The organism is Rhodoferax sp. (assembly GCF_034519335.1).
Taxonomy (GTDB): domain Bacteria; phylum Pseudomonadota; class Gammaproteobacteria; order Burkholderiales; family Burkholderiaceae_C; genus Allorhodoferax.
The window spans coordinates 75304-92792 of sequence record NZ_JAXHOL010000030.1 but is presented as its reverse complement, the minus strand read 5'-3'; the positions used below and the strand labels follow the sequence as shown (position 1 = coordinate 92792).

Genomic DNA, 17489 nt, shown 5'->3' with positions numbered 1-17489 from the left:
TGCGCCAGCATAGCACCGGCCTCAGCCGCAGCCCACAGGTTGGGCCACCGAACGGGGCCTGGCGGAGTGATCAGGCCTTTTGGGCCAGGGCAGCTTGAGAGCGCTTTTGGCCCCACCAGCCAGCAGTCAGCACGCCCAATATCGCTACCGCATACACCGTCCAGCGTGCAGCCAGCTGCATGCTGTCGGTGGTGCCGGCGTCGCCAAACACCCCGCGCAACAAGCCTTCACCGACCACCATTTTTGCGGCAGTAAAAGCCAGTACGGCGGCGCCAAACTGAATGATGATGGGAAAGCGCTCCACCAGCTTCAGCACCACGCTGCTGCCAAACACCACAATCGGCACGCTGATCAGCAGGCCGATCACCACCAGGTCCATGGCGCCGTGGGCAGCACCGGCAACGCCCAAGACGTTGTCGATGCCCATGAGCGCATCGGCCACCACAATGGTTTTCATGGCGCCCCAGAAGGTGCTGGCCGAAGGGCCATCGTGTTCCCCATCACTTTGGTCCGCCAGCAACTGGTAGGCGATCCACAGCAGCCCCAGGCCACCCACCAGCATCAGTCCTGGAACCTTGAGCAGCCAGACCACACACAAGGTCATGATCGAACGCACGACGATGGCGCCCACGGTTCCCCACAGAATGGCTTTGCGTTTGAGTTGTGGCGGCAGGTTGCGCGCGGCCAGCGCGATCACGATGGCGTTGTCACCAGCCAGGACGAGGTCGATGAGCACAATGGCCAGCAGCGCGGACCACCAAGGGGCAGAGAGAAATTCCATGTCAAATCCAGGTTCAAGTCGATGGGGGCACATCGCAGACTGGACGGGGGAGCAAGGATGGAGGGGCCACCAACGCACTTCGATCCAGCCGCGGTGGGCTGTAATCGAAGGTCTTGCTCGGCCAGGTGATGCACCTGGCCCAACAAGCCGGAAGCGACGCTTCGTATTGACGACTTGCTGATAAGCGCTGCGGGGCAACGCCAGGGAGCTACTCCCCTTCGGCCGCGCAGTGTACGCGCTGGGCGCCAATAACCCGCAAGTGTCCGGGGTTTTTACGGATTACGCGTGAGCCGTGGGGCGTTGTTGATGCCCGGTATATGATCCGCCCCCTTCTACGGGAATCTATGGCAGGCATTCACATCACCGACATCGAGTCGGCCATCAACTATTGGCGTGCGCGCGAACCGTCGCCCGATGGGGTGGCCCTGCCAGCGCCTACGCGCGCCTTGGCCGAGGTGTATGCCCTGCTGGTCTACTACCACGAGACGGAAGCGGACGAGGCCAGCATGCCGCCCAAGGCGCGGGCCGCCTGGCTGGCCTGGTACGAGAGCACGCCCGATACGCCCTGTATCGCCATTTGTTCCACCAGCCAGGGTGACGACCTGTGCAAGGGCTGTGGCCGCACCTTTAAAGAGGTGCAGCGTTGGCCCGAGATGGGCCCGGCCGCCAAACGCGCCACCTGGCGGCGCATCACGCTGGACGCAACCTCCTGGCGCTTCAACAAATATTCCGAGCGTGCGGCCGAGGGTCGCAACACCTCTGCTGCCGATTCGCTACCAAAATAGTAGCTGCTTGCGCAATGTTGACGCGGGCTAGAGGCCGATTTTTCTTGAAATTGCGGGCTGACGCCGCCTGTCGTTACTTCCAGCGAATCGGTTCGATGTCCACGGTGTTCACGCCGTCGCCCAGCATCAACACACCTTCCTGCACCGTTGCCTGCAGCTGCATGCTGCGCTGTGCCAGCTTGGCCAGGGCCTGCGAGGTGACCGACGGAATGCGCCACACCTGCAGCCTGTCCAGCCGACTGAGCTTGCTTTCCATGCCCTTCCACCAGATGTCGGCGGAGTGGGCAAAGGGGTAGAGCAGCACCGCGTCGGCCTTGTTGCAGGCCTTGGAGATGGGTTTGTCTTCGGGCTGGCCCACCTCAATCCACAGGCGCTTGTGGCCCGTGAAGTCGGTCAGCGACACGTCGGGGTCTTCCACATCCGACAAGCCCGCGCCAAACGCCAGCGTGCCGTCGCCATTGCACACGCTGTGCAGCTTGTAGGCGTTGAAGGCCAGCGCGGCCAGCCGCACCATCATGCGTTCATCGGTCTCGCTGGGGTGGCGCGCCAGCGTCAGCGCGTGGTCGGCGTAGTAGCTGTTCTCAATGTCGGCAATCTGCAGATTGGCTTTGTAGATGGTGGATTTGAGTGCCATCAGACGCGTTTCGCGAGTTCCGAGGCCTTGCCCGTATAGCTGCCCGGTGTCATCGCCAGCAGGCGCGCCTTTTCTTCTTCCGGAATCGCCAGCCCGGCAATAAAGCCTTGCATCAGTTCGCGTGTCATAGCCTCACCTCGCGTGAACTTTTTGAGTTGTTCGTAAGGCTGGGGCAGGCCAAAGCGGCGCATCACGGTCTGGATGGGCTCGGCCAGCACTTCCCACGACGCGTCCAGGTCGTCGGCAATGGCGGCCTCGTTGATTTCCAGCTTGTTCAGTCCTGTCATCAGCGAGCTGTAGGCCAGCACGGCGTAGCCCAGGGCCACGCCCATATTGCGCAATACGGTGCTGTCGGTCAGGTCGCGCTGCCAGCGGCTGATGGGCAGTTTTTCGCTCAGGTGGCGCAGCACGGCGTTGGCCAGGCCCAGGTTGCCTTCGGCGTTTTCAAAGTCAATCGGATTGACCTTGTGCGGCATGGTGCTGGAACCCACTTCGCCGTCCTTCAGGCGTTGCTTGAAGTAGCCCAGGCTCACATAACCCCAAATGTCGCGGCTCAGGTCGATCAGGATGGTGTTGGTGCGCGCCACGGCGTCAAACAGCTCGGCCATGTAGTCGTGTGGCTCGATCTGGATGCTGTAGGGCTGGAAGGTCAGGCCCAGGCCCAGAGGCTCTGGTGTTTCGATGACCTTGCGGCTAAAGGCTTCCCAGTCGAACTCGGGCCAGGCAGAGAGGTGGGCGTTGTAGTTGCCCACGGCGCCATTCATCTTGGCTAGAATTTTGACGCTCGCAATGCGGTCGCAGGCAGCTTGCAGGCGAACCACCACGTTGGCCATTTCTTTGCCCACGGTGGTGGGGCTGGCAGTTTGGCCGTGGGTGCGACTCAGCATGGGTACGTCGGCGTAGGCATGGGCCATGTCGCGCAGTTTGAGCACAATCTTGTCCAGCGCCGGCAGCACCACCACGTCGCGGGCCGAACGCAGTTGCAAGCCGTGGCTGGTGTTGTTGATGTCTTCGCTGGTGCAGGCAAAGTGGACAAACTCGCCGGCCTTTTCCAGTTCTGGGCGCGCCTCGAACTTGGACTTGATCCAGTACTCCACCGCCTTGACATCATGGTTGGTGGTTTTTTCAATCGTCTTGATGGCTTCGCCATCGGCTTCCGAGAAGTTTTTGACCAGCCCGAGCAAGTAAGTACGCGCTCCGGGTGTCAGCGGTTTGAACTCGGCAAAGCCCGCGTCGCTCAGCGAGATGAACCAGGCCACCTCCACTTGCACGCGCCGATGCATGTAGCCCAGTTCGCTGGTGAGAGGGCGCAGGGTGGCGAGCTTGGGGGCGTAGCGGCCGTCGAGCGGGGAAAGGGCGGAAATGGCGGAGAAAGTCATGCCCGAATTGTAGGTTGTGCGCCACGCCCGACCCCATGGCCCGTTCAGGCAAACCCCGCTGGATAGAATTGGTCCCCAAGCAACTGTTGAGACTCCATGAAATTACTCGGATCCACTTCCAGCCCCTATGTTCGCAAAGTCCGCGTCGTGATGGCCGAGAAGAAACTCGATTACGCCTTCGTCACGGAAGACGTCTGGAGCGCTGACACGACGATTGCAGAGTCGAACCCGCTGGGCAAAGTGCCCTGCCTGATCATGGAAGGCGCAGAGGCCTTGTTTGACTCCCGCGTCATCGTCGAGTACTTGGACACGCTCTCGCCCGTGGGCAAGTTGATTCCGTCGGTGGGCCGCGAGCGTGCTGAAATTAAAACTTGGGAGGCCTTGGCCGATGGTCTGATGGACGCAGCCATCCTGGCGCGCCTGGAGGCCACCTGGACCGGGCGTACCAAGGCGCAACGCAGCCAAGCCTGGATCGACCGCCAAATGGTCAAGGTCAATGATGCGGTGAAAGCCATGGCCCGCGGCCTGGGCGACAAACCCTTTTGTGCCGGCATCCATTTGAGTTTGGCCGATATTGCCGTGGGCTGTGCGCTGGGCTACTTGGACTTCCGTTTTCCCCAGATCGATTGGCGGACCGACCACCCCAATTTGGCCAAACTGGCCGAAAAACTGGCACAACGGCCCAGCTTTTCTGACACCCTGCCAGCCTAGATTTGGCGCGGCCTGCCGAGCCAAAAGTGGCTGGAAGGCCTGTTTTTACACGGCATTACATAAAAACACTGGCCAAAAGCCGCGCCAGTGCTTACAGTCTGCCCACCATGGCGACTTACAAGACCGTTTACAAGTGCCGCGAATGCGGTGCCACCAGCTACCAGCCGGTGATTGACCGCGCCGCCAATGGAGCGCTCAAACCCACCGGCGAATACAAATGCACGGGATGCCGCAATGTGTTTGCCAGCTTGCGCGCTTGGTGGGAGCCACGCCGTTCGGTCGATTTTCAGGACTTCCAAGGCAGCAAATTTGGCAGCCAAGCCAACGCCGCCGGGCGCTGATTGCCGCCTAGCTGTTGGCTCTGCGTTTGAGCCAGCGCATCACACCGCCCACTACGGGTAATTTCTCGTACAGCTCTTCCGCCGCATCCCAGTAGTCGCGGTGCAGCGTCACCAGCCCCGCTTCGTCAAACACCAGGTGCGAGCCGCCCAAAATGACCTGCTCCTCGTCCCGCTTGAAGCGCCGGAAGCGAAAGCGAAACTCCCAGGTCAGAAAACACTGCGAGCCCTGCACGATGCGCTCGCGCACCACAAAACGGGGGGATTCCAGCGCTTCGAACATATGCCCAAAAATCTGGGTGATCGCGGGCAGTCCGGTGACGTCGTTGAACGGGTCTTTGAAACGCGCATCCCGCGCGTACAGCGCAGGCAGGCTTGCCAATGATGTGGGCGTGAGGGTTTCAAAAAATGTCACCACGCGGGTCACCGCGTTATCGGTCAAGGAATGCGGCGAAGTCATAAGGTAGCGCGGCTGACAAGGTAGAAGTAGGCCCGGTTCGGCGCCATGCGCAGGGCTTTGAGCCACAGTGTGAATCGTTTGGGGAAGTGGATCTCAAAGCGCCCCTTTGCCCAGCCTTTCAGGATGGCCTGTGCGGCCTGCGCGGGAGTCAAGAGCGCGGGCATGGCAAAGTCGTTTTGCGCCGTCAGCGGAGTCTGCACAAAGCCGGGGTTGATCAGCGACACGCCAATGCCTTTGTCATGCAAGTCCAGGTACAAAGTCTCCGCCAGGTTGATCAACGCGGCCTTGGTCGGCCCGTAGGCCAAGCTGTTGGGCAAGCCCCGGTAGCCCGCCACACTGCCCACCAAACCGATATGGCCCTCGCCGCGCGCCAGCAAAGCGGGCAGCACTGCACTGAGCACGTACAAGGCGCCGGTGTAATTTACGGCGGTATGGCGTTGCATGTCGCTCAGGTCCAGCGTCGTGGCGCGCATGGCGGTGTAGTGCCCTGCGCAATACAGCACACAGTCCAGCGGCCCCTGCGCCAACAATCCGTCGGCCGCAGCATGCACCGCTGCGGCATCGGTGGCATCCAGCGGTAGCGCTGTGCTGCCCGGGTGGGCCGACGCAAAGGCCTCCAGATCGGCCGCCTTGCGTGCGGACACGACGACCTGCGCGCCCTGCGCATGCAGGGCTGATGCGGTGGCCTCGCCAATGCCACTGGAGGCACCAACAATCCACACCGTTTTGCCGCGCCAATCGCGCAGCGGAGGGTTAAGGGGCTGAAAGAGGGGCATGGGAACAACCTTCTATGCTCTATTTTTGATAGCTGCTCGCGCAATATCCACGGGTGCTAGGTGCCAATTTGGCTCGAATTTATGGGCGTTTGGTGAACGACAGCGTGACTTCTCCCAAGCGCACGCCCAGCTTGCTCATCGTGGCCTTGTTCAGCATCACGGTGTCGGTCATCAGGTACATCCAGTCATCAAACCGCACGTCATACACCGTGCCGTCCACTGGCAGGCTGAGCGTGTAGGTCCAGTAGAACGCATTGCCACGCGCTTGGCCTTGGGCAGTGCCCACCACGTCGTCGGCGGTGCCGGTGTAGCGGCCATCAGGCAGCTTCTTCAGGCGCCAGATGCGTTTTTGCTTCGTGCCATCGGAGTAGGTGAAGTCTTCGTCCAGCACACCCTCGTCGCCTTGCCAGCTGCAGCGCATCACTACCGTGAAGCGTTTGACCACGGCGCCTGACCGGTCGGTGAAAACGCCGTAGGCATCCAGCACGCCATTGAAATACTGCGGCAAATCCAGCACCGGTTTTTCTTGGCTGTATTGGTCAATCCGTTGGGTGCCGCAGCCGCCCAGTGCGAGGGCGCTGGCTGCGGTGGCGGCGCTGAGGAGCAGGCGTCGTTTCATGATGGGGTCTTTCGGATGACAAGGAAATAAAGCAACGCGGCCGCCGCGGCTTTGAGCACGCAGGGCAACAGGCAGTAGGCGATGGTGAGGACCTGCAACGCTTCGGGAGCGCGGGTGCCGGGTGTGTAGCCTAGCAGGCCCAGTAGCGGCAGCGCTACACCGGCTGCCAGTGCCAAATTGAGCTTGGTGGCGAAGTTCCACCATCCAAAGTAGGCGCCCTCGGTTCGCCCTCGGTCGCCAGCGGCGGCAATGGTGCCAGCCAGCAGGGCGCCCGGCAGGGCCAGGTCGGTGCCCAACGCAATGCCTGACAGCACACACACCGCCACAAAACCCACCGTGTCCCCCGCGCCCAACTGGGTGGCGAAGATAAACACCGCCATGGATAGCAGCATGCCCACCAGCCAGGTGCGCGCCAGGCCCAGGCGCGGCACCACGCGCAGCCACAGCGGCAGAGCCAGGGCCGCGCACACAAAGTAGCTGCCCAGGAAGACCGCTTCCATGCCCGGTGGCGCCTGCAGCCGGTCTTGCACGAAAAACAGAATCAGCGTGGCAGGTACAGCGCTGGCAATGCCGTTGACCACAAACACCGCCAGCAGCGCGCGAAACGCAGGCCGCGTGAAGGGCAGCCACACCGACGCGGGCTGGCCTGCCGAGAAGCCCGCCTCGCGGGCCGCCGCAGCGCCTGCTGGGGGCTGGCGCGCCACCCGCCAAGCCACCCAGCCTGCGCAGAGTGCTATCAAAAACAGAGCTGCTGTCGCAGGCAGACCGAGGGCTAGCGGCGCAATCGATGCCAAAACGACGCCCAGCAGCCCCAGCCCTTCACGCCAGGCCACCACGCGGCTGCGCTGGGCCTCGTCACCCCCTAGCCGCGCGCCCCACGACTGGTGCAGGATGCTCAGCGCGCTGTAAGCGGCGTAGGTCACTACCAGGCAAGCCGTGGCCCACGCTACCAAGGCGCCCGGCCCCCGCACCGGCGGGAAAAACAGCAAGGCAAAGCCCGCACCCAGCACCCCACAGGCGAGCGCGGCCCAGGCCAGCACCGCGCGCAGCGACTGGGCGAACAAGCGGTCGCTCCAGCGGCCCAGCAGCGGATCGATCAGTGCGTCAAACAGGCGCGCAGCCAGCAGCACCGCGCCCAGCGTGGCCAGGGGCACGCCAAAGGCGGTGGCGTAGTGGTTGGGCAGCGTCACATACAGCGGCAGCGCCACAAACGCCAGCGGCAGGCCCATGAGGCCGTAGCGCCAACCGGCATGCCAGTCGAAGGCTGCAGTGGGGGCCGGGCGCTGGCTCATGGGCTCAGCCCCGCAAGTAATTCGCTGCGCAGGCGTGGTTCGCTGGTCCAGGGAGCCAGCCAGATGCCAAAGAAGCGGGGCCCAAAGGCCGGGTCGGCCACGGTGGCGCGCAGTGCGCCGTTGTAGACAAAGCGGGTGCCCGCGCCTGGCATGTGCAGGCCTGTGATGCGGTCGCCGTCTTTCACATCGGGGAAGGCCTCCACCATGGCCTGCAGCCAGGCTTGTTCGGTAACGGCATCCAGCGGACCGCCGCGGCGCATCTCTTGCAGCGAGCGTTCTGCGATGGACTTGCCGCTGAGCGAGCGCAGGTAACGCAGCTCCAGCGCGATGGGGTGGGCCGCGTACTGCGCAGCCTCAAAGCCGGGTGCCACCCACAGGCTGGCGTCGTAAATGGACAGGCCCAAAAACCGCATGCGTGTACCGCCCGCGCGCCCTGCCTGCGGCAGCTGGGCCTGCACCTCGGGCGGGGCATTGTTCTGCGCGAAGGCGCGGCCCATGTGGGCCAAGGCAGCCACACCCGCGCCGAGCTGCAAGCTGCTGCGCAAGAGGTGGCGGCGGGTGGGCGGGTGCTGCATGGCAGGGCGCAGGAGTGGTTGCCGTGCGTGTGGCTTACGCCGCGCGTTTTTGCAGCGTGTACTGCACCACGTCGATGTTGCGTTCGTCAAAAGCAGCTTCGCAGTAGGCCAGGTAGAACTCCCAGATCAACATAAAGCGTTGGTCGAAGCCGGCGGCCATGACGCGCTCGCGCTCCGCCAGGAAAGCATCGCGCCAGCGGCGCAGGGTTTCGGCGTAGTCGGGGCCAAAGGCGTACTCGTCCACCACCTCCAGGCCCGCCGCATGGGCCTGGGCGCGGAACTCGCGCGGGCAGGGCAGGCAGCCGCCGGGGAAGATGTACTGCTGGATGAAGTCAGTCGATGCCACATAACGCTCGAACAAAGCGTCGTCAATCACGATGCTTTGCACACAGGCCCGGCCGCCTGGCTTGAGCAGTTTGGACACACTGGCGAAGTAGGTGGGCCAGTATTCACGGCCCACGGCTTCCACCATCTCGATGGAGCAGATGGCATCGAAGGGTTCGTCCGCAATGTCGCGGTAGTCCTGCAAGCGAAGGTCCGCCTTCTCTTGTACGCCAAAGCGCTGCATGCGCTCCCGCGCAAAGGCCAGCTGCTCGGTGCTCAGGGTGACGCCAGTAATGGACGCATTGAACTCCGTGGTGGCCATCTCGGCCAGCGCACCCCAGCCGCAGCCAATCTCCAGCACGCGATCCCCGGCCTGTACGCCGGCCATGGAGAGCGCCCGCCGCACCTTGGCCTTTTGTGCCTCAGCCATGGGCTGCTCTGTGTTGCCAGCGAAGATGGCAGACGAGTAGTTCATGGTCTCGTCCAGCCACAGGGTGTAGAAGGCATTGCCCAGGTCGTAGTGGGCGTGGATGTTCTTTTGGCTGTTGGCCTTGGTGTTGCGGTTGAGCAGGTGTTTGATGCGGTAGAACAGCCGCCCGACCCAGGTGCCGTAGATCACGCCCTCCACCTCGGCGCGGTTTTTCACCAACACGCGCAGCAGTTCGGTCAGGTTGGGGGTGCTCCAGTCGCCGGCAATAAAACTCTCGGCAAAACCGATGTCGCCCGACTTGATGGCGGCCCTGCACACATTCCAGTTGTGCAGCTGGATGCTGGCGTGGGGCAAGGCCTCGCCGCCAAAACGTTGGGTGCTGCCATCGGGCAGTTGCACGGTCAGACTGCCGTGGCGCAAGCCTTGCAGCAGTTTCAAGACAGTGCGTGCGGCAGCTGGCGTGCCGCGCGGTAGCGCAAACGCGGGTGCGCCAGAGGTAATGCTGTTGGTGTTCATGGGGCGTCTCACGCGGTCATGCAAAAAAAGGGTTAGCGGCTGGTTAGGTGGGCAGGTGGCGCTGGTTTGTGGAAGAACCGGACTTTTTTGAGCCAGAGTTTCAGCGCTTGCCAGTGGATACGTGCCACCACGCCCAGCGTCATGGCCGGGTAGGTCCACAGTGCGCGGCGCGCACTCTGTGGGCTCAGGGGTTCCAAGGTGCCGCTCACGCTGGTCTCGATCAGCGGGCCATGGGTGTCGTCGTAGTCAATGCGCGCCACGGTGCGCTGCAGGTCGGGTGTCAGCATGAAGCGGAAGCGGTAGCCACCCTCGACCGGGCAGAACGGCGACACATGGAACACCTTGTCCGCGCGCAGTTCGGCGCCATAACGCGGCTGGTCCAGCAGGTAGCAATGGCGCTCGCCAAAGGTGTTGTTCACTTCCACCACAATGGCGCGCAAGCTGCCATCCGCGCGGTGGCAGTACCAGAAGCTCACGGGTTTGAAGGTGAAGCCCAGCACGCGCGGGTAGCAGTGCAGCCAGACTTCGCCATCGGCGTCTGCAATACCTTCCGCCAACAAGAGTGCATCGAGCCACGCCAAGGCGCCGCCCTGTTCGGGCCCGCGCCCGTCGCCATGGTCGCGGTCGTAAAAGCTCAGGGGCGACCAGCGGTTGCGCGCCAGATGGCCCGGGCCCTGCGCCTGCAGGCTGCGCATGGGCAGCATCAGAAAATAGGTGCCGTAGGCAAACGCATTGCGCACCGGGCGCAAGCGCGTGTGGCGCACCTGGCCAAAGCCCAGCAGCGCCGCCGTGGGGGACGGTGTGGGGTGCGCGCTGCCGTTCATGGCTTCAGGACTCCGCCGCCAGCACAGCTTGCAGGCGTTTGGCCACGTTCAAGCCCGATTTCAGGCCATCTTCATGAAACCCATAACCGGTCCAGGCGCCGCAAAAATAGGTGTGGTGCTGGCCTTGCAAGCCGCCCACTTCGCCTTGCGCACGAATGGCCGCCAAGTCAAACACGGGGTGGGCGTAGTCATAGCTGCCATGCACATGTTCGGGCGCGATCTCGCGCACCGGGTTCAGTGACACCACCACGCTTTGGGTAAACGGCAGCGGCTGCAACATATTGAGCAGGTAGTGCAGGCACACCCGCGTCGCGTCCTGTGCACCATCGGCGCTGCGTTCGTAGTTCCAGGCCGCCCACGCGCGCCGCGACTGCGGCAGCACCGATGTGTCGGTGTGCAGCACCGCCCGGTTGGCCTGGTAGCGGATGGCTCCCAGCGTCGCCCGCTCCTGGGCTGTGGCGTCGGCCAGCAAGGCAAGCGACTGGTCGGAGTGGCTGGCCAACACCACTTTGTCAAAACGCTCCGTCTGCCCCTTGGAGGTGATGAGGACACCGTCTGGTGTGCGCTTAACCTGTTGTACCGGGGTGTTCAAGCGTTTGTCCGCCACCTGCGCCACGATCTTTTCTACATAGTGCTTGGCGCCGCCGGTCACGGTCCACCACTGGGGCCGGTTGCTGACCTGGATCAGGCCGTGGTTGTGGCAGAAACGGATCATGGTGGCCACGGGAAACTGCAGCATCTGGTCGGTCGGGCAGCTCCAGATGCAGCCCAGCATGGGCAGGAAATACCAGTCGCGGAATTCAGCACTCAGGCGGTGCTGTTGCAAAAACTCTGACAGCGGCTGCATCAACTCCGTCTCGGCGTTGCGCACCGCAATGTCGGTGGCAAGTTGGTTGAAGCGCAGCACATCGCGCAACATGCGCAAAAAGCGCGGGTTCACCAGATTGCTGCGCTGGGCAAACACCGTGCTCAGGGTAGAACCGTTCCACTCCAAAGGGCCACCGCCTTTTGCACCGGGGACTTGGACCGAGAAGGACATGTCCGATTTGGCAGTGTCCACGCCCAGTTCGGCCAGCAGCGCAATCAAATGCGGGTACGTACGTTCGTTGAAAACCAGAAAGCCCGTGTCGACGCCATGGGTGACGGTTTCTCCGCGCGGGCCCGGCAGGGTGACATCCACCGTGTGGGTGTGACCACCAAAGTAGCTGCCGGCCTCGAACAGCGTGATGTCGGCCTGGCCGCGCAAGGTATGGGCGACGGCAAGGCCGGAGATGCCGGAACCAACGATGGCGATTTTCATGACAGCGGGGGGCCGGGGAGGGCTTCGGAACAAACGATGAATGAACTATAAGGTATTTTTGTGACTGCTTGGTAATTTTTTAATAGAATGGGTTTTGCGCTGCGGAGCTGCATGAAAAACCTTGCTGCTTGCGGGGAAGCGTCACGGCTCTGTCAACGTCCTGACACACAGCCCGTCTAGAATCCCGCGAAATTGGAACTGAAAGGTCGCCATGCTTTACCCTGAACTCTTCAAACAGCTGGAATCCGTCCGCTGGGACATGGACAAAGACATTCCCTGGGCTGCATTTGAGGGAGACAAGCTCTCCGACGAGCAGGCCGCCACCATCAAGATGAATGCCATCACCGAGTGGGCGGCCCTGCCGGCCACCGAGATGTTCCTGCGCGACAACCGGGGTGACAGCGACTTCTCCGCCTTTATGTCCATCTGGTTTTTTGAAGAGCAGAAGCACTCGCTGGTGCTGATGGAGTACTTGCGCCGTTTCCGCCCCGACATGGCGCCTACCGAGGAAGAGCTGCACGCGGTGCGCTTCGAGTTCGACCCGGCACCTGTGCTGGAGACTCTCATGCTGCACTTCTGCGGGGAGATTCGCCTGAACCACTGGTACCGCCGCGCCAGCGAATGGCATACCGAACCCGTCATCAAGGCCATCTACACCAAGCTCAGCCAGGACGAGGCCCGCCACGGCGGTGCCTATCTGCGCTATATGAAGCGTGCGATCAGCAACTTCGGTTTGGAAGCCAAGAGTGCGTTTGCCAAGGTCGGGGTGCTGATGGCATCGGCCCGCCGCACTGCACAAGCCCTGCACCCAACCAACCTGCACGTGAACAAAGCCTTGTTCCCGCGCGATACGATCCAGAGCCGCTTGCCCAACCCGGAGTGGCTGGAGCACTGGCTGGACAAGCAGATCAATTTTGATGCCGTGTGGGAGACCAAAGTGGTCGAGCGCATCCTGCACAACATGAGCTTGCTCATGGAGCGCAGCTTCACCACGGTGCAAGAGCTCAACAAGTTCCGCAAAGAGCTGGCCCGCGACCTCGGTACCAACCTCGACAGCGCCTCACCACGGGCGGTCTGAGGCGGGTGCTGCAGTGAGCGGCAGCAGCCGCTCCAAATTGATTTGCACCTTCACATCACGGTGCGGTACGCTGGCCACGATCCGGTGTTCGCGCACGCTGGTGTCACGGATGGTGGGTTCTACGGTGGGAAGGCCCGCGCGGTTGATCAGGACAGCGACCCGTGGTGTGGTCGTATTGGCGCCGCGCTTGATCACCACAGCCACTTCGGCGGTGGCCAAACGCACAAATGATCCCGGCTGGTAGATTCCGACGGCTTTGATCAGGGCTGCACCGGCTTCGTCAATCGCCTTTTTCTCATCAAAATAACACGCTTGCATGGCCGCTGCCGGTGAGATGGGCGCGCGCGCTGCGCGCGGGGCCAAGCGCGCGGCAAACATGTCGGCGCGCTGGATCAAGCGGGCGATCCGTTGGGGCCGGTCGCGCGCGGCCAGTGGCCCCGGTGCCTGGATATGGTGGCCGCGCACAGCCTCCAGCCAGTCGTGGTCTCCAATGCCCATGCCGCGCAACTGTTCGGCTGAGCGCTGGGCATGGCTATCGATGGCTGCCCGTTGGGGCGCGTTGGGCGGCTCGACTTGCAACGCCAGTCGGTCTTGCAGTTCAGTCATGGCCACATTCATGGTCAGGGCGGCGCGCACCACCAGCGCTTGGTCCTCGGTTGACCAGTTCAGTACATCCTTGGCCGCAAGTCCACACATCACACTGACCAGCATGGCGTGGGTTGCGCTGTACATGTGGGTGTCGGTGGCGGAGAGGTAAATCAGGGCAAACAGGGTGCCATCGGGGTTGCGCTGGCTGTGGCGTTGCAGCTGCCGCAGAAGCCGCGTCAAGCGGTCCGCAAACGAGATGGCGTGGGTATCACGCAGCAAGGTGTTGGCTGTTTCCTGCAGGTCCAGCCAGTCCATGCGGTCGTCCTGCTCGGCAATCCGGTCGCTGGCAGAGTCGCCCGAAATTTTGGCGCCGGCAATTTCCCCCAGCGGTTTGTCTTCACGCACCAGGTCATACAGACGTTCGACATAGGCTCGGTGGTGAGCCTCCGAGTCAGCCACGTCAATGAACAGACCTCCGCCACGTTGGGAAATTTCGTCCAACTCCCGGCGTGAGGGGATGACAAACGATTTTTTGGCCAGCAGGGTGCCGTCCTTGTCCACCAAGGGGAAGGGCAAAGGCTGGCCAATGCGGATGGACTCAACGTTGACGGGAACAAGGTGCATAGAAGTCGGCGGATTATGCAATGCCCGCCGAAAGACGCAGCGCCATGCTGCTAGCATTGCCCGCATGTCTTCTATCGACCAAGCTCCGGCATTTCTTCAGAAAATTGTGGATTCCAGCACGCTGGAGGCTGGCCTTGCCAGTTTGCCGCGTCCTTGGGTGTTCACCAACGGGGTGTTTGACGTGCTGCACCGGGGCCATGTGATGTACCTGGCCCAAGCACGCGCGCTGGGCGGCAGCCTGATCGTGGCACTCAATACAGATGCCTCGGTCAAGCGCTTGGGCAAGGGCGATGATCGCCCCCTGAACGCCGAGGCCGATCGCGCCATCGTCATGGCCAGCCAAGAGGCTGTGAGCCTGGTGACCTGGTTTGGCGAGGACACGCCGGTGGAGATCATCGCGCGCATCCGCCCCGACATACTCGTGAAAGGCGGGGACTACGACATGGCCAAGCTGCCCGAGACCGCACTGGTCGAGTCTTGGGGCGGCCGCGCGCTGGCGCTGCCTTTTGTGGCCGGCTACTCCACCACCAAACTGGTGCAGCGGATTCGGGCCAGCTAAACCCACGCGAACAGACGTTTACCGCGCCGCCTGAATGCAACCCTTGCGGACTGCTCCGGGTAAATTCGCTATTAAATGTATAGCTGCTCGCGCAGATTGCACGAGGGCTTGAGGCCTAAAACACCCAAAATCTAGCTTGCGCCAAATACTGCGTGCCAGAGCGCCTGTCCCGCGCTGCGTTCGCGAGCCACGGTGTCCGGCTCCACCTCGGTGGGCTCCTCATTGAGCCGGGCCCGGTGTTGCAGCTGGCGCAACTGGCGGTAGGCCTGGGCCGCGTCGTCTCCCACCGGTGCGGGCAGCAGGCCGCAGGCTTGCGCGCGTTGCAGCAGCGCAATATTGCCCACATTGGGCAGCAGCTCGGCATGGTGCTGGCCATGTGCCAGCAACAGGTACTGCACGGCAAACTCGATGTCCACCATACCGCCCAGGCTGTGCTTGACGTCAAACTGCCCACCCTTGTCGGGATGGGCGCTGCGCACCTTGGCGCGCATGGTTTCAATCTCTAGTCGCAGGGCATTCGCGTCGCGTGGGGTGCGGATCACGTTGTCGCGCACGGTGTCAAAGCGCTGCTGCAGGCTGGCCGGGCCCAGCACACAGCGTGCGCGCGTCATGGCCTGGTGCTCCCAGGTCCAGGCGGTGTTGCTGCCGCGCTGCTCCTGGTAATTGGCATAGGCGGTGAAGCTGGTCACCAGCAGGCCCGAATTGCCATTGGGGCGCAGCGCGGTGTCGATCTCGTACAAGTCGCCTTCGCCGGTCTTCACGGTCAGCCAGTTGATGAGCTTGCGCACCAAGGCGGCGTAGATTTCGCCGGCGCGTTCGTCCTCATCGTCGTAGAGGAACACGATGTCCAGGTCGGAGCCATAGCCCAGCTCTTTGCCGCCCAGCTTGCCGTAGGCAATGATGGCGAATTGCGGGTCCTCGCGGTGGCGGGTTTTCAGGCGGCTCCAGCACCAGCGCGTGGTGGTGCGCAGCACGGCTTCGGCCAGCGCGCTCAGGTCATCGGCCACTTGCTCGACGGTGAGTCGGCCTTCCACATCGCGCGTGAGGATGCGGAACACCTCGGCATGGTGGGCGCGGCGCAGCAGGTTCAGCAGCGCTTCGTCGTCGTCTTCGGCGCTGCCTTGCAGGGCACGCAGGCGGCGCTCCAAGTCATCCTCGAACGCTACCGGGTCAAAGCGTTCTTCCAGAATGGCGTTGCTGGCCAGCTCGTCAATGACGCCGGGGTGCTTGAGCAGGTAACGTGCGGGCCAGCGGGCGGTGCCCAGCATGCGCAACAGGCGCTCGTGCACCTTGGGGCGCTCCAGCAGCATGGCCAGGTAGCTTTCGCGGCGCAGCAGCGGCTCCATCCAGTCGGCCAGGCGCACGCAGGCCTCTTCGTTCACCCGGCCTTCGCGCAGCCACAGCGCCGTGCGCTGCACCAGCCGGCCCAACCGCGCGCGTGATTCGTCTTTGAGCGCCTGCACCCGTGGGTGCTCACGCCATAACGTGATGCGCTCTTTGAAGCGGCCGTCCAGATGCTCCAGCACACCGTCCAGATCGGAGCTCGTGGTGCTTGCTGCCGCCTTTGGTGCAGCCGCGGCATTCGGGTTGGGCGCCGCCCAGCAGCGCGTCAAACTCCTGTGCCACCAGCTCGCGGTGTTTGTCCAGCTCTTGCAGCAAGGCGGTGCTGTCGGGCAAGTCCAGGGTCCGGGCGATCCAGTGCAGATCGGCCTCGTCGGTGGGCAGTACATGGGTTTGCTGGTCGTCCAGGTACTGGATGCGGTGCTCCACCTGGCGCAGAAAGATGTAGGCCCGGGTCAGCGCATCGGCCGTGTCCTGGGGCATGAGACCGGCGCGCACCAGGCGCTGGAGTGCGCTCACGGTAGGGCGGGTGCGCAGCTCGGGGTACTGGCCGCCACGCACCACCTGCAGCAGCTGCACGGTGAATTCAATTTCGCGGATGCCGCCGCGCGACAGCTTCACATCGTTGCTGCGTTCGGGCCGCCCGGCGCTGCGCTTGGCCGCATGGTCGCGGATCTGGCGGTGCAGGCCGCGCAGGGAGTCGAACACGTTGTAGTCCAGGTAGCGACGGAAAACAAACGGCACCACCACGCTGCGCAGCTGCTGCGCACACGCAGAGCCAATGGCCTGTGCCGGCGCGACCACCCGGCTCTTGAGCCAGGCAAAACGCTCCCACTCCCGCCCTTGCACATGGAAATACTCTTCCAGCGCACCCAGCGAAACGGCCGGTGGACCCGAGTTGCCGTTGGGCCGCAAGGCCAAGTCCACGCGGAACACCATGCCGTGCTCCGTGGTGTCGCCCACCAGCGCATAGATGGCCTTGACCATCTTGGCAAAAAACTCCTGGTTGGAAATGCGGCCACGGCCTTCTGCGTTACCGCTGGTTTCGCCGTCCTGGTCGTAGACGTAGATCAGGTCAATGTCGCTGGACACATTGAGCTCACGCGCCCCCAGTTTGCCCATGCCGATGATGCACAGTTGGCACAAATCCCCCTGCGGCGTGCAGGGGCTCCCGTGCTGCTGCTCCAGCACTGCATAGCTGTGTTGGTAGGCCTGGTCCAGCGCCAGTTCGGCCAGTTCGGTCATCACCCGGGTCACCTCGCCAAGCGAGCCCTGCTCATCGCAGTCCAGGCGAAGCAGTCGCTCCATGGCCAGTTGGCGGGTCATCCGCAGCGCCGCACCGATGTCAAATCCCTGGGTCAGCAGGCCCTGTAGCAAGCCCTGCAATTGGGTACGCGTCAGCGCGCTGTTGTGGCACAGGGGTAGCTGCTCGGCATAACGGCGGCGGATACGCTGGCCAAAGCGTGAACCCTCGGAGCGAGGTGGCTGCTCATTGCGGGTCATAATTCCTGACATAGTCCCGATAGCACGATGAATGATTTGACTCCCGCCCCCT

17 protein-coding genes and 1 pseudogene are annotated in these 17489 nt (G+C 63.1%); 5 read left to right on the top strand and 13 right to left on the bottom strand.

Features of this window, described 5'->3' with window-relative positions; all coding sequences use genetic code 11:
• Positions 1–70 precede the first annotated feature (70 nt).
• Positions 71–781, bottom strand: coding sequence for a TerC family protein (locus U5O12_RS13350; protein ID WP_322579113.1), 711 nt, complete (start codon positions 779–781; stop codon positions 71–73).
• Positions 782–1125: 344 nt separating this feature from the next.
• Here U5O12_RS13350 and U5O12_RS13345 point away from each other — a divergent pair, with 344 nt between their 5' ends.
• The gene (locus U5O12_RS13345) at positions 1126–1566 is read left to right on the top strand and encodes a DUF3717 domain-containing protein (protein WP_322579112.1); all 441 of its coding nucleotides are present in this window, start codon (positions 1126–1128) and stop codon (positions 1564–1566) included.
• A gap of 73 nt (positions 1567–1639) precedes the next feature.
• Here the strand turns inward: U5O12_RS13345 and U5O12_RS13340 are convergent, their stop codons facing one another.
• Both U5O12_RS13340 and purB read right to left on the bottom strand, forming a co-directional pair.
• Entirely contained in the window at positions 1640–2200 is a 561-nt protein-coding gene (locus U5O12_RS13340) for a YaeQ family protein (protein ID WP_322579111.1), read from the bottom strand.
• Positions 2200–3579 carry an adenylosuccinate lyase gene (purB, locus tag U5O12_RS13335; protein ID WP_322579110.1) on the bottom strand — a complete coding sequence of 460 codons (1380 nt, stop codon included), beginning with the start codon at positions 3577–3579 and terminating at the stop codon, positions 2200–2202. Before purB ends, U5O12_RS13340 begins: the two co-directional genes overlap by 1 nt.
• 96 nt (positions 3580–3675) lie before the next feature.
• Here purB and U5O12_RS13330 point away from each other — a divergent pair, with 96 nt between their 5' ends.
• Positions 3676–4290 carry a glutathione S-transferase N-terminal domain-containing protein gene (locus tag U5O12_RS13330; RefSeq protein WP_322579109.1) on the top strand — a complete coding sequence of 205 codons (615 nt, stop codon included), beginning with the start codon at positions 3676–3678 and terminating at the stop codon, positions 4288–4290.
• 107 nt (positions 4291–4397) lie between these two features.
• On the top strand, positions 4398–4631 hold the full coding sequence (locus U5O12_RS13325; RefSeq protein ID WP_322579108.1) for a hypothetical protein: 234 nt from the start codon (positions 4398–4400) through the stop codon (positions 4629–4631).
• A 7-nt stretch (positions 4632–4638) separates the two neighbouring features.
• On the opposite strand, the gene U5O12_RS13320 is transcribed toward U5O12_RS13325, so the two are convergent.
• The 8 genes from U5O12_RS13320 to U5O12_RS13285 form a co-directional block, all read right to left on the bottom strand.
• Positions 4639–5088 carry a nuclear transport factor 2 family protein gene (locus U5O12_RS13320; protein WP_322579107.1) on the bottom strand — a complete coding sequence of 150 codons (450 nt, stop codon included), beginning with the start codon at positions 5086–5088 and terminating at the stop codon, positions 4639–4641.
• Positions 5085–5864, bottom strand: coding sequence for an SDR family NAD(P)-dependent oxidoreductase (locus U5O12_RS13315; protein WP_322579106.1), 780 nt, complete (start codon positions 5862–5864; stop codon positions 5085–5087). The genes U5O12_RS13320 and U5O12_RS13315 overlap by 4 nt, the downstream gene beginning before the upstream one ends.
• A gap of 79 nt (positions 5865–5943) precedes the next feature.
• The gene (locus tag U5O12_RS13310; protein WP_322579105.1) at positions 5944–6483 is read right to left on the bottom strand and encodes a DUF3833 domain-containing protein; all 540 of its coding nucleotides are present in this window, start codon (positions 6481–6483) and stop codon (positions 5944–5946) included.
• On the bottom strand, positions 6480–7775 hold the full coding sequence (locus U5O12_RS13305; RefSeq protein WP_322579104.1) for an MFS transporter: 1296 nt from the start codon (positions 7773–7775) through the stop codon (positions 6480–6482). The genes U5O12_RS13310 and U5O12_RS13305 overlap by 4 nt, the downstream gene beginning before the upstream one ends.
• Positions 7772–8350 (bottom strand): chalcone isomerase family protein, encoded by a 579-nt coding sequence (locus tag U5O12_RS13300; RefSeq protein WP_322579103.1) that lies wholly within the window; start codon positions 8348–8350, stop codon positions 7772–7774. The genes U5O12_RS13305 and U5O12_RS13300 overlap by 4 nt, the downstream gene beginning before the upstream one ends.
• Positions 8351–8384: 34 nt before the next feature.
• A complete protein-coding gene (locus U5O12_RS13295) occupies positions 8385–9620 on the bottom strand; it encodes a cyclopropane-fatty-acyl-phospholipid synthase family protein (protein ID WP_322579102.1) in 1236 nt (411 codons plus the stop codon).
• A gap of 32 nt (positions 9621–9652) precedes the next feature.
• Positions 9653–10444, bottom strand: a complete 792-nt coding sequence (locus tag U5O12_RS13290) for a DUF1365 domain-containing protein (RefSeq protein WP_322579101.1) — start codon at positions 10442–10444, stop codon at positions 9653–9655.
• Between the two features lie 4 nt (positions 10445–10448).
• Positions 10449–11744: an NAD(P)/FAD-dependent oxidoreductase gene (locus U5O12_RS13285; protein ID WP_322579100.1), complete on the bottom strand. Its 1296-nt coding sequence runs from the start codon at positions 11742–11744 to the stop codon at positions 10449–10451.
• 211 nt (positions 11745–11955) lie between these two features.
• On the opposite strand from U5O12_RS13285, the gene U5O12_RS13280 reads away from it, so the two are divergent.
• On the top strand, positions 11956–12822 hold the full coding sequence (locus U5O12_RS13280; RefSeq protein ID WP_322579099.1) for a ferritin-like domain-containing protein: 867 nt from the start codon (positions 11956–11958) through the stop codon (positions 12820–12822).
• Here U5O12_RS13280 and U5O12_RS13275 read toward each other — a convergent pair.
• On the bottom strand, positions 12805–14034 hold the full coding sequence (locus tag U5O12_RS13275; protein WP_322579098.1) for a hypothetical protein: 1230 nt from the start codon (positions 14032–14034) through the stop codon (positions 12805–12807). The two genes, U5O12_RS13280 and U5O12_RS13275, sit on opposite strands and share 18 nt — an antisense overlap.
• Before the next feature lie 64 nt (positions 14035–14098).
• Between U5O12_RS13275 and U5O12_RS13270 the strand changes: the two genes are divergently transcribed.
• Positions 14099–14593, top strand: coding sequence for an adenylyltransferase/cytidyltransferase family protein (locus tag U5O12_RS13270; protein WP_322579097.1), 495 nt, complete (start codon positions 14099–14101; stop codon positions 14591–14593).
• A gap of 131 nt (positions 14594–14724) precedes the next feature.
• Here the strand turns inward: U5O12_RS13270 and glnE are convergent.
• A pseudogene (glnE, locus tag U5O12_RS13265) lies at positions 14725–17449 on the bottom strand (bifunctional [glutamate--ammonia ligase]-adenylyl-L-tyrosine phosphorylase/[glutamate--ammonia-ligase] adenylyltransferase).
• Positions 17450–17489: the final 40 nt, after the last annotated feature.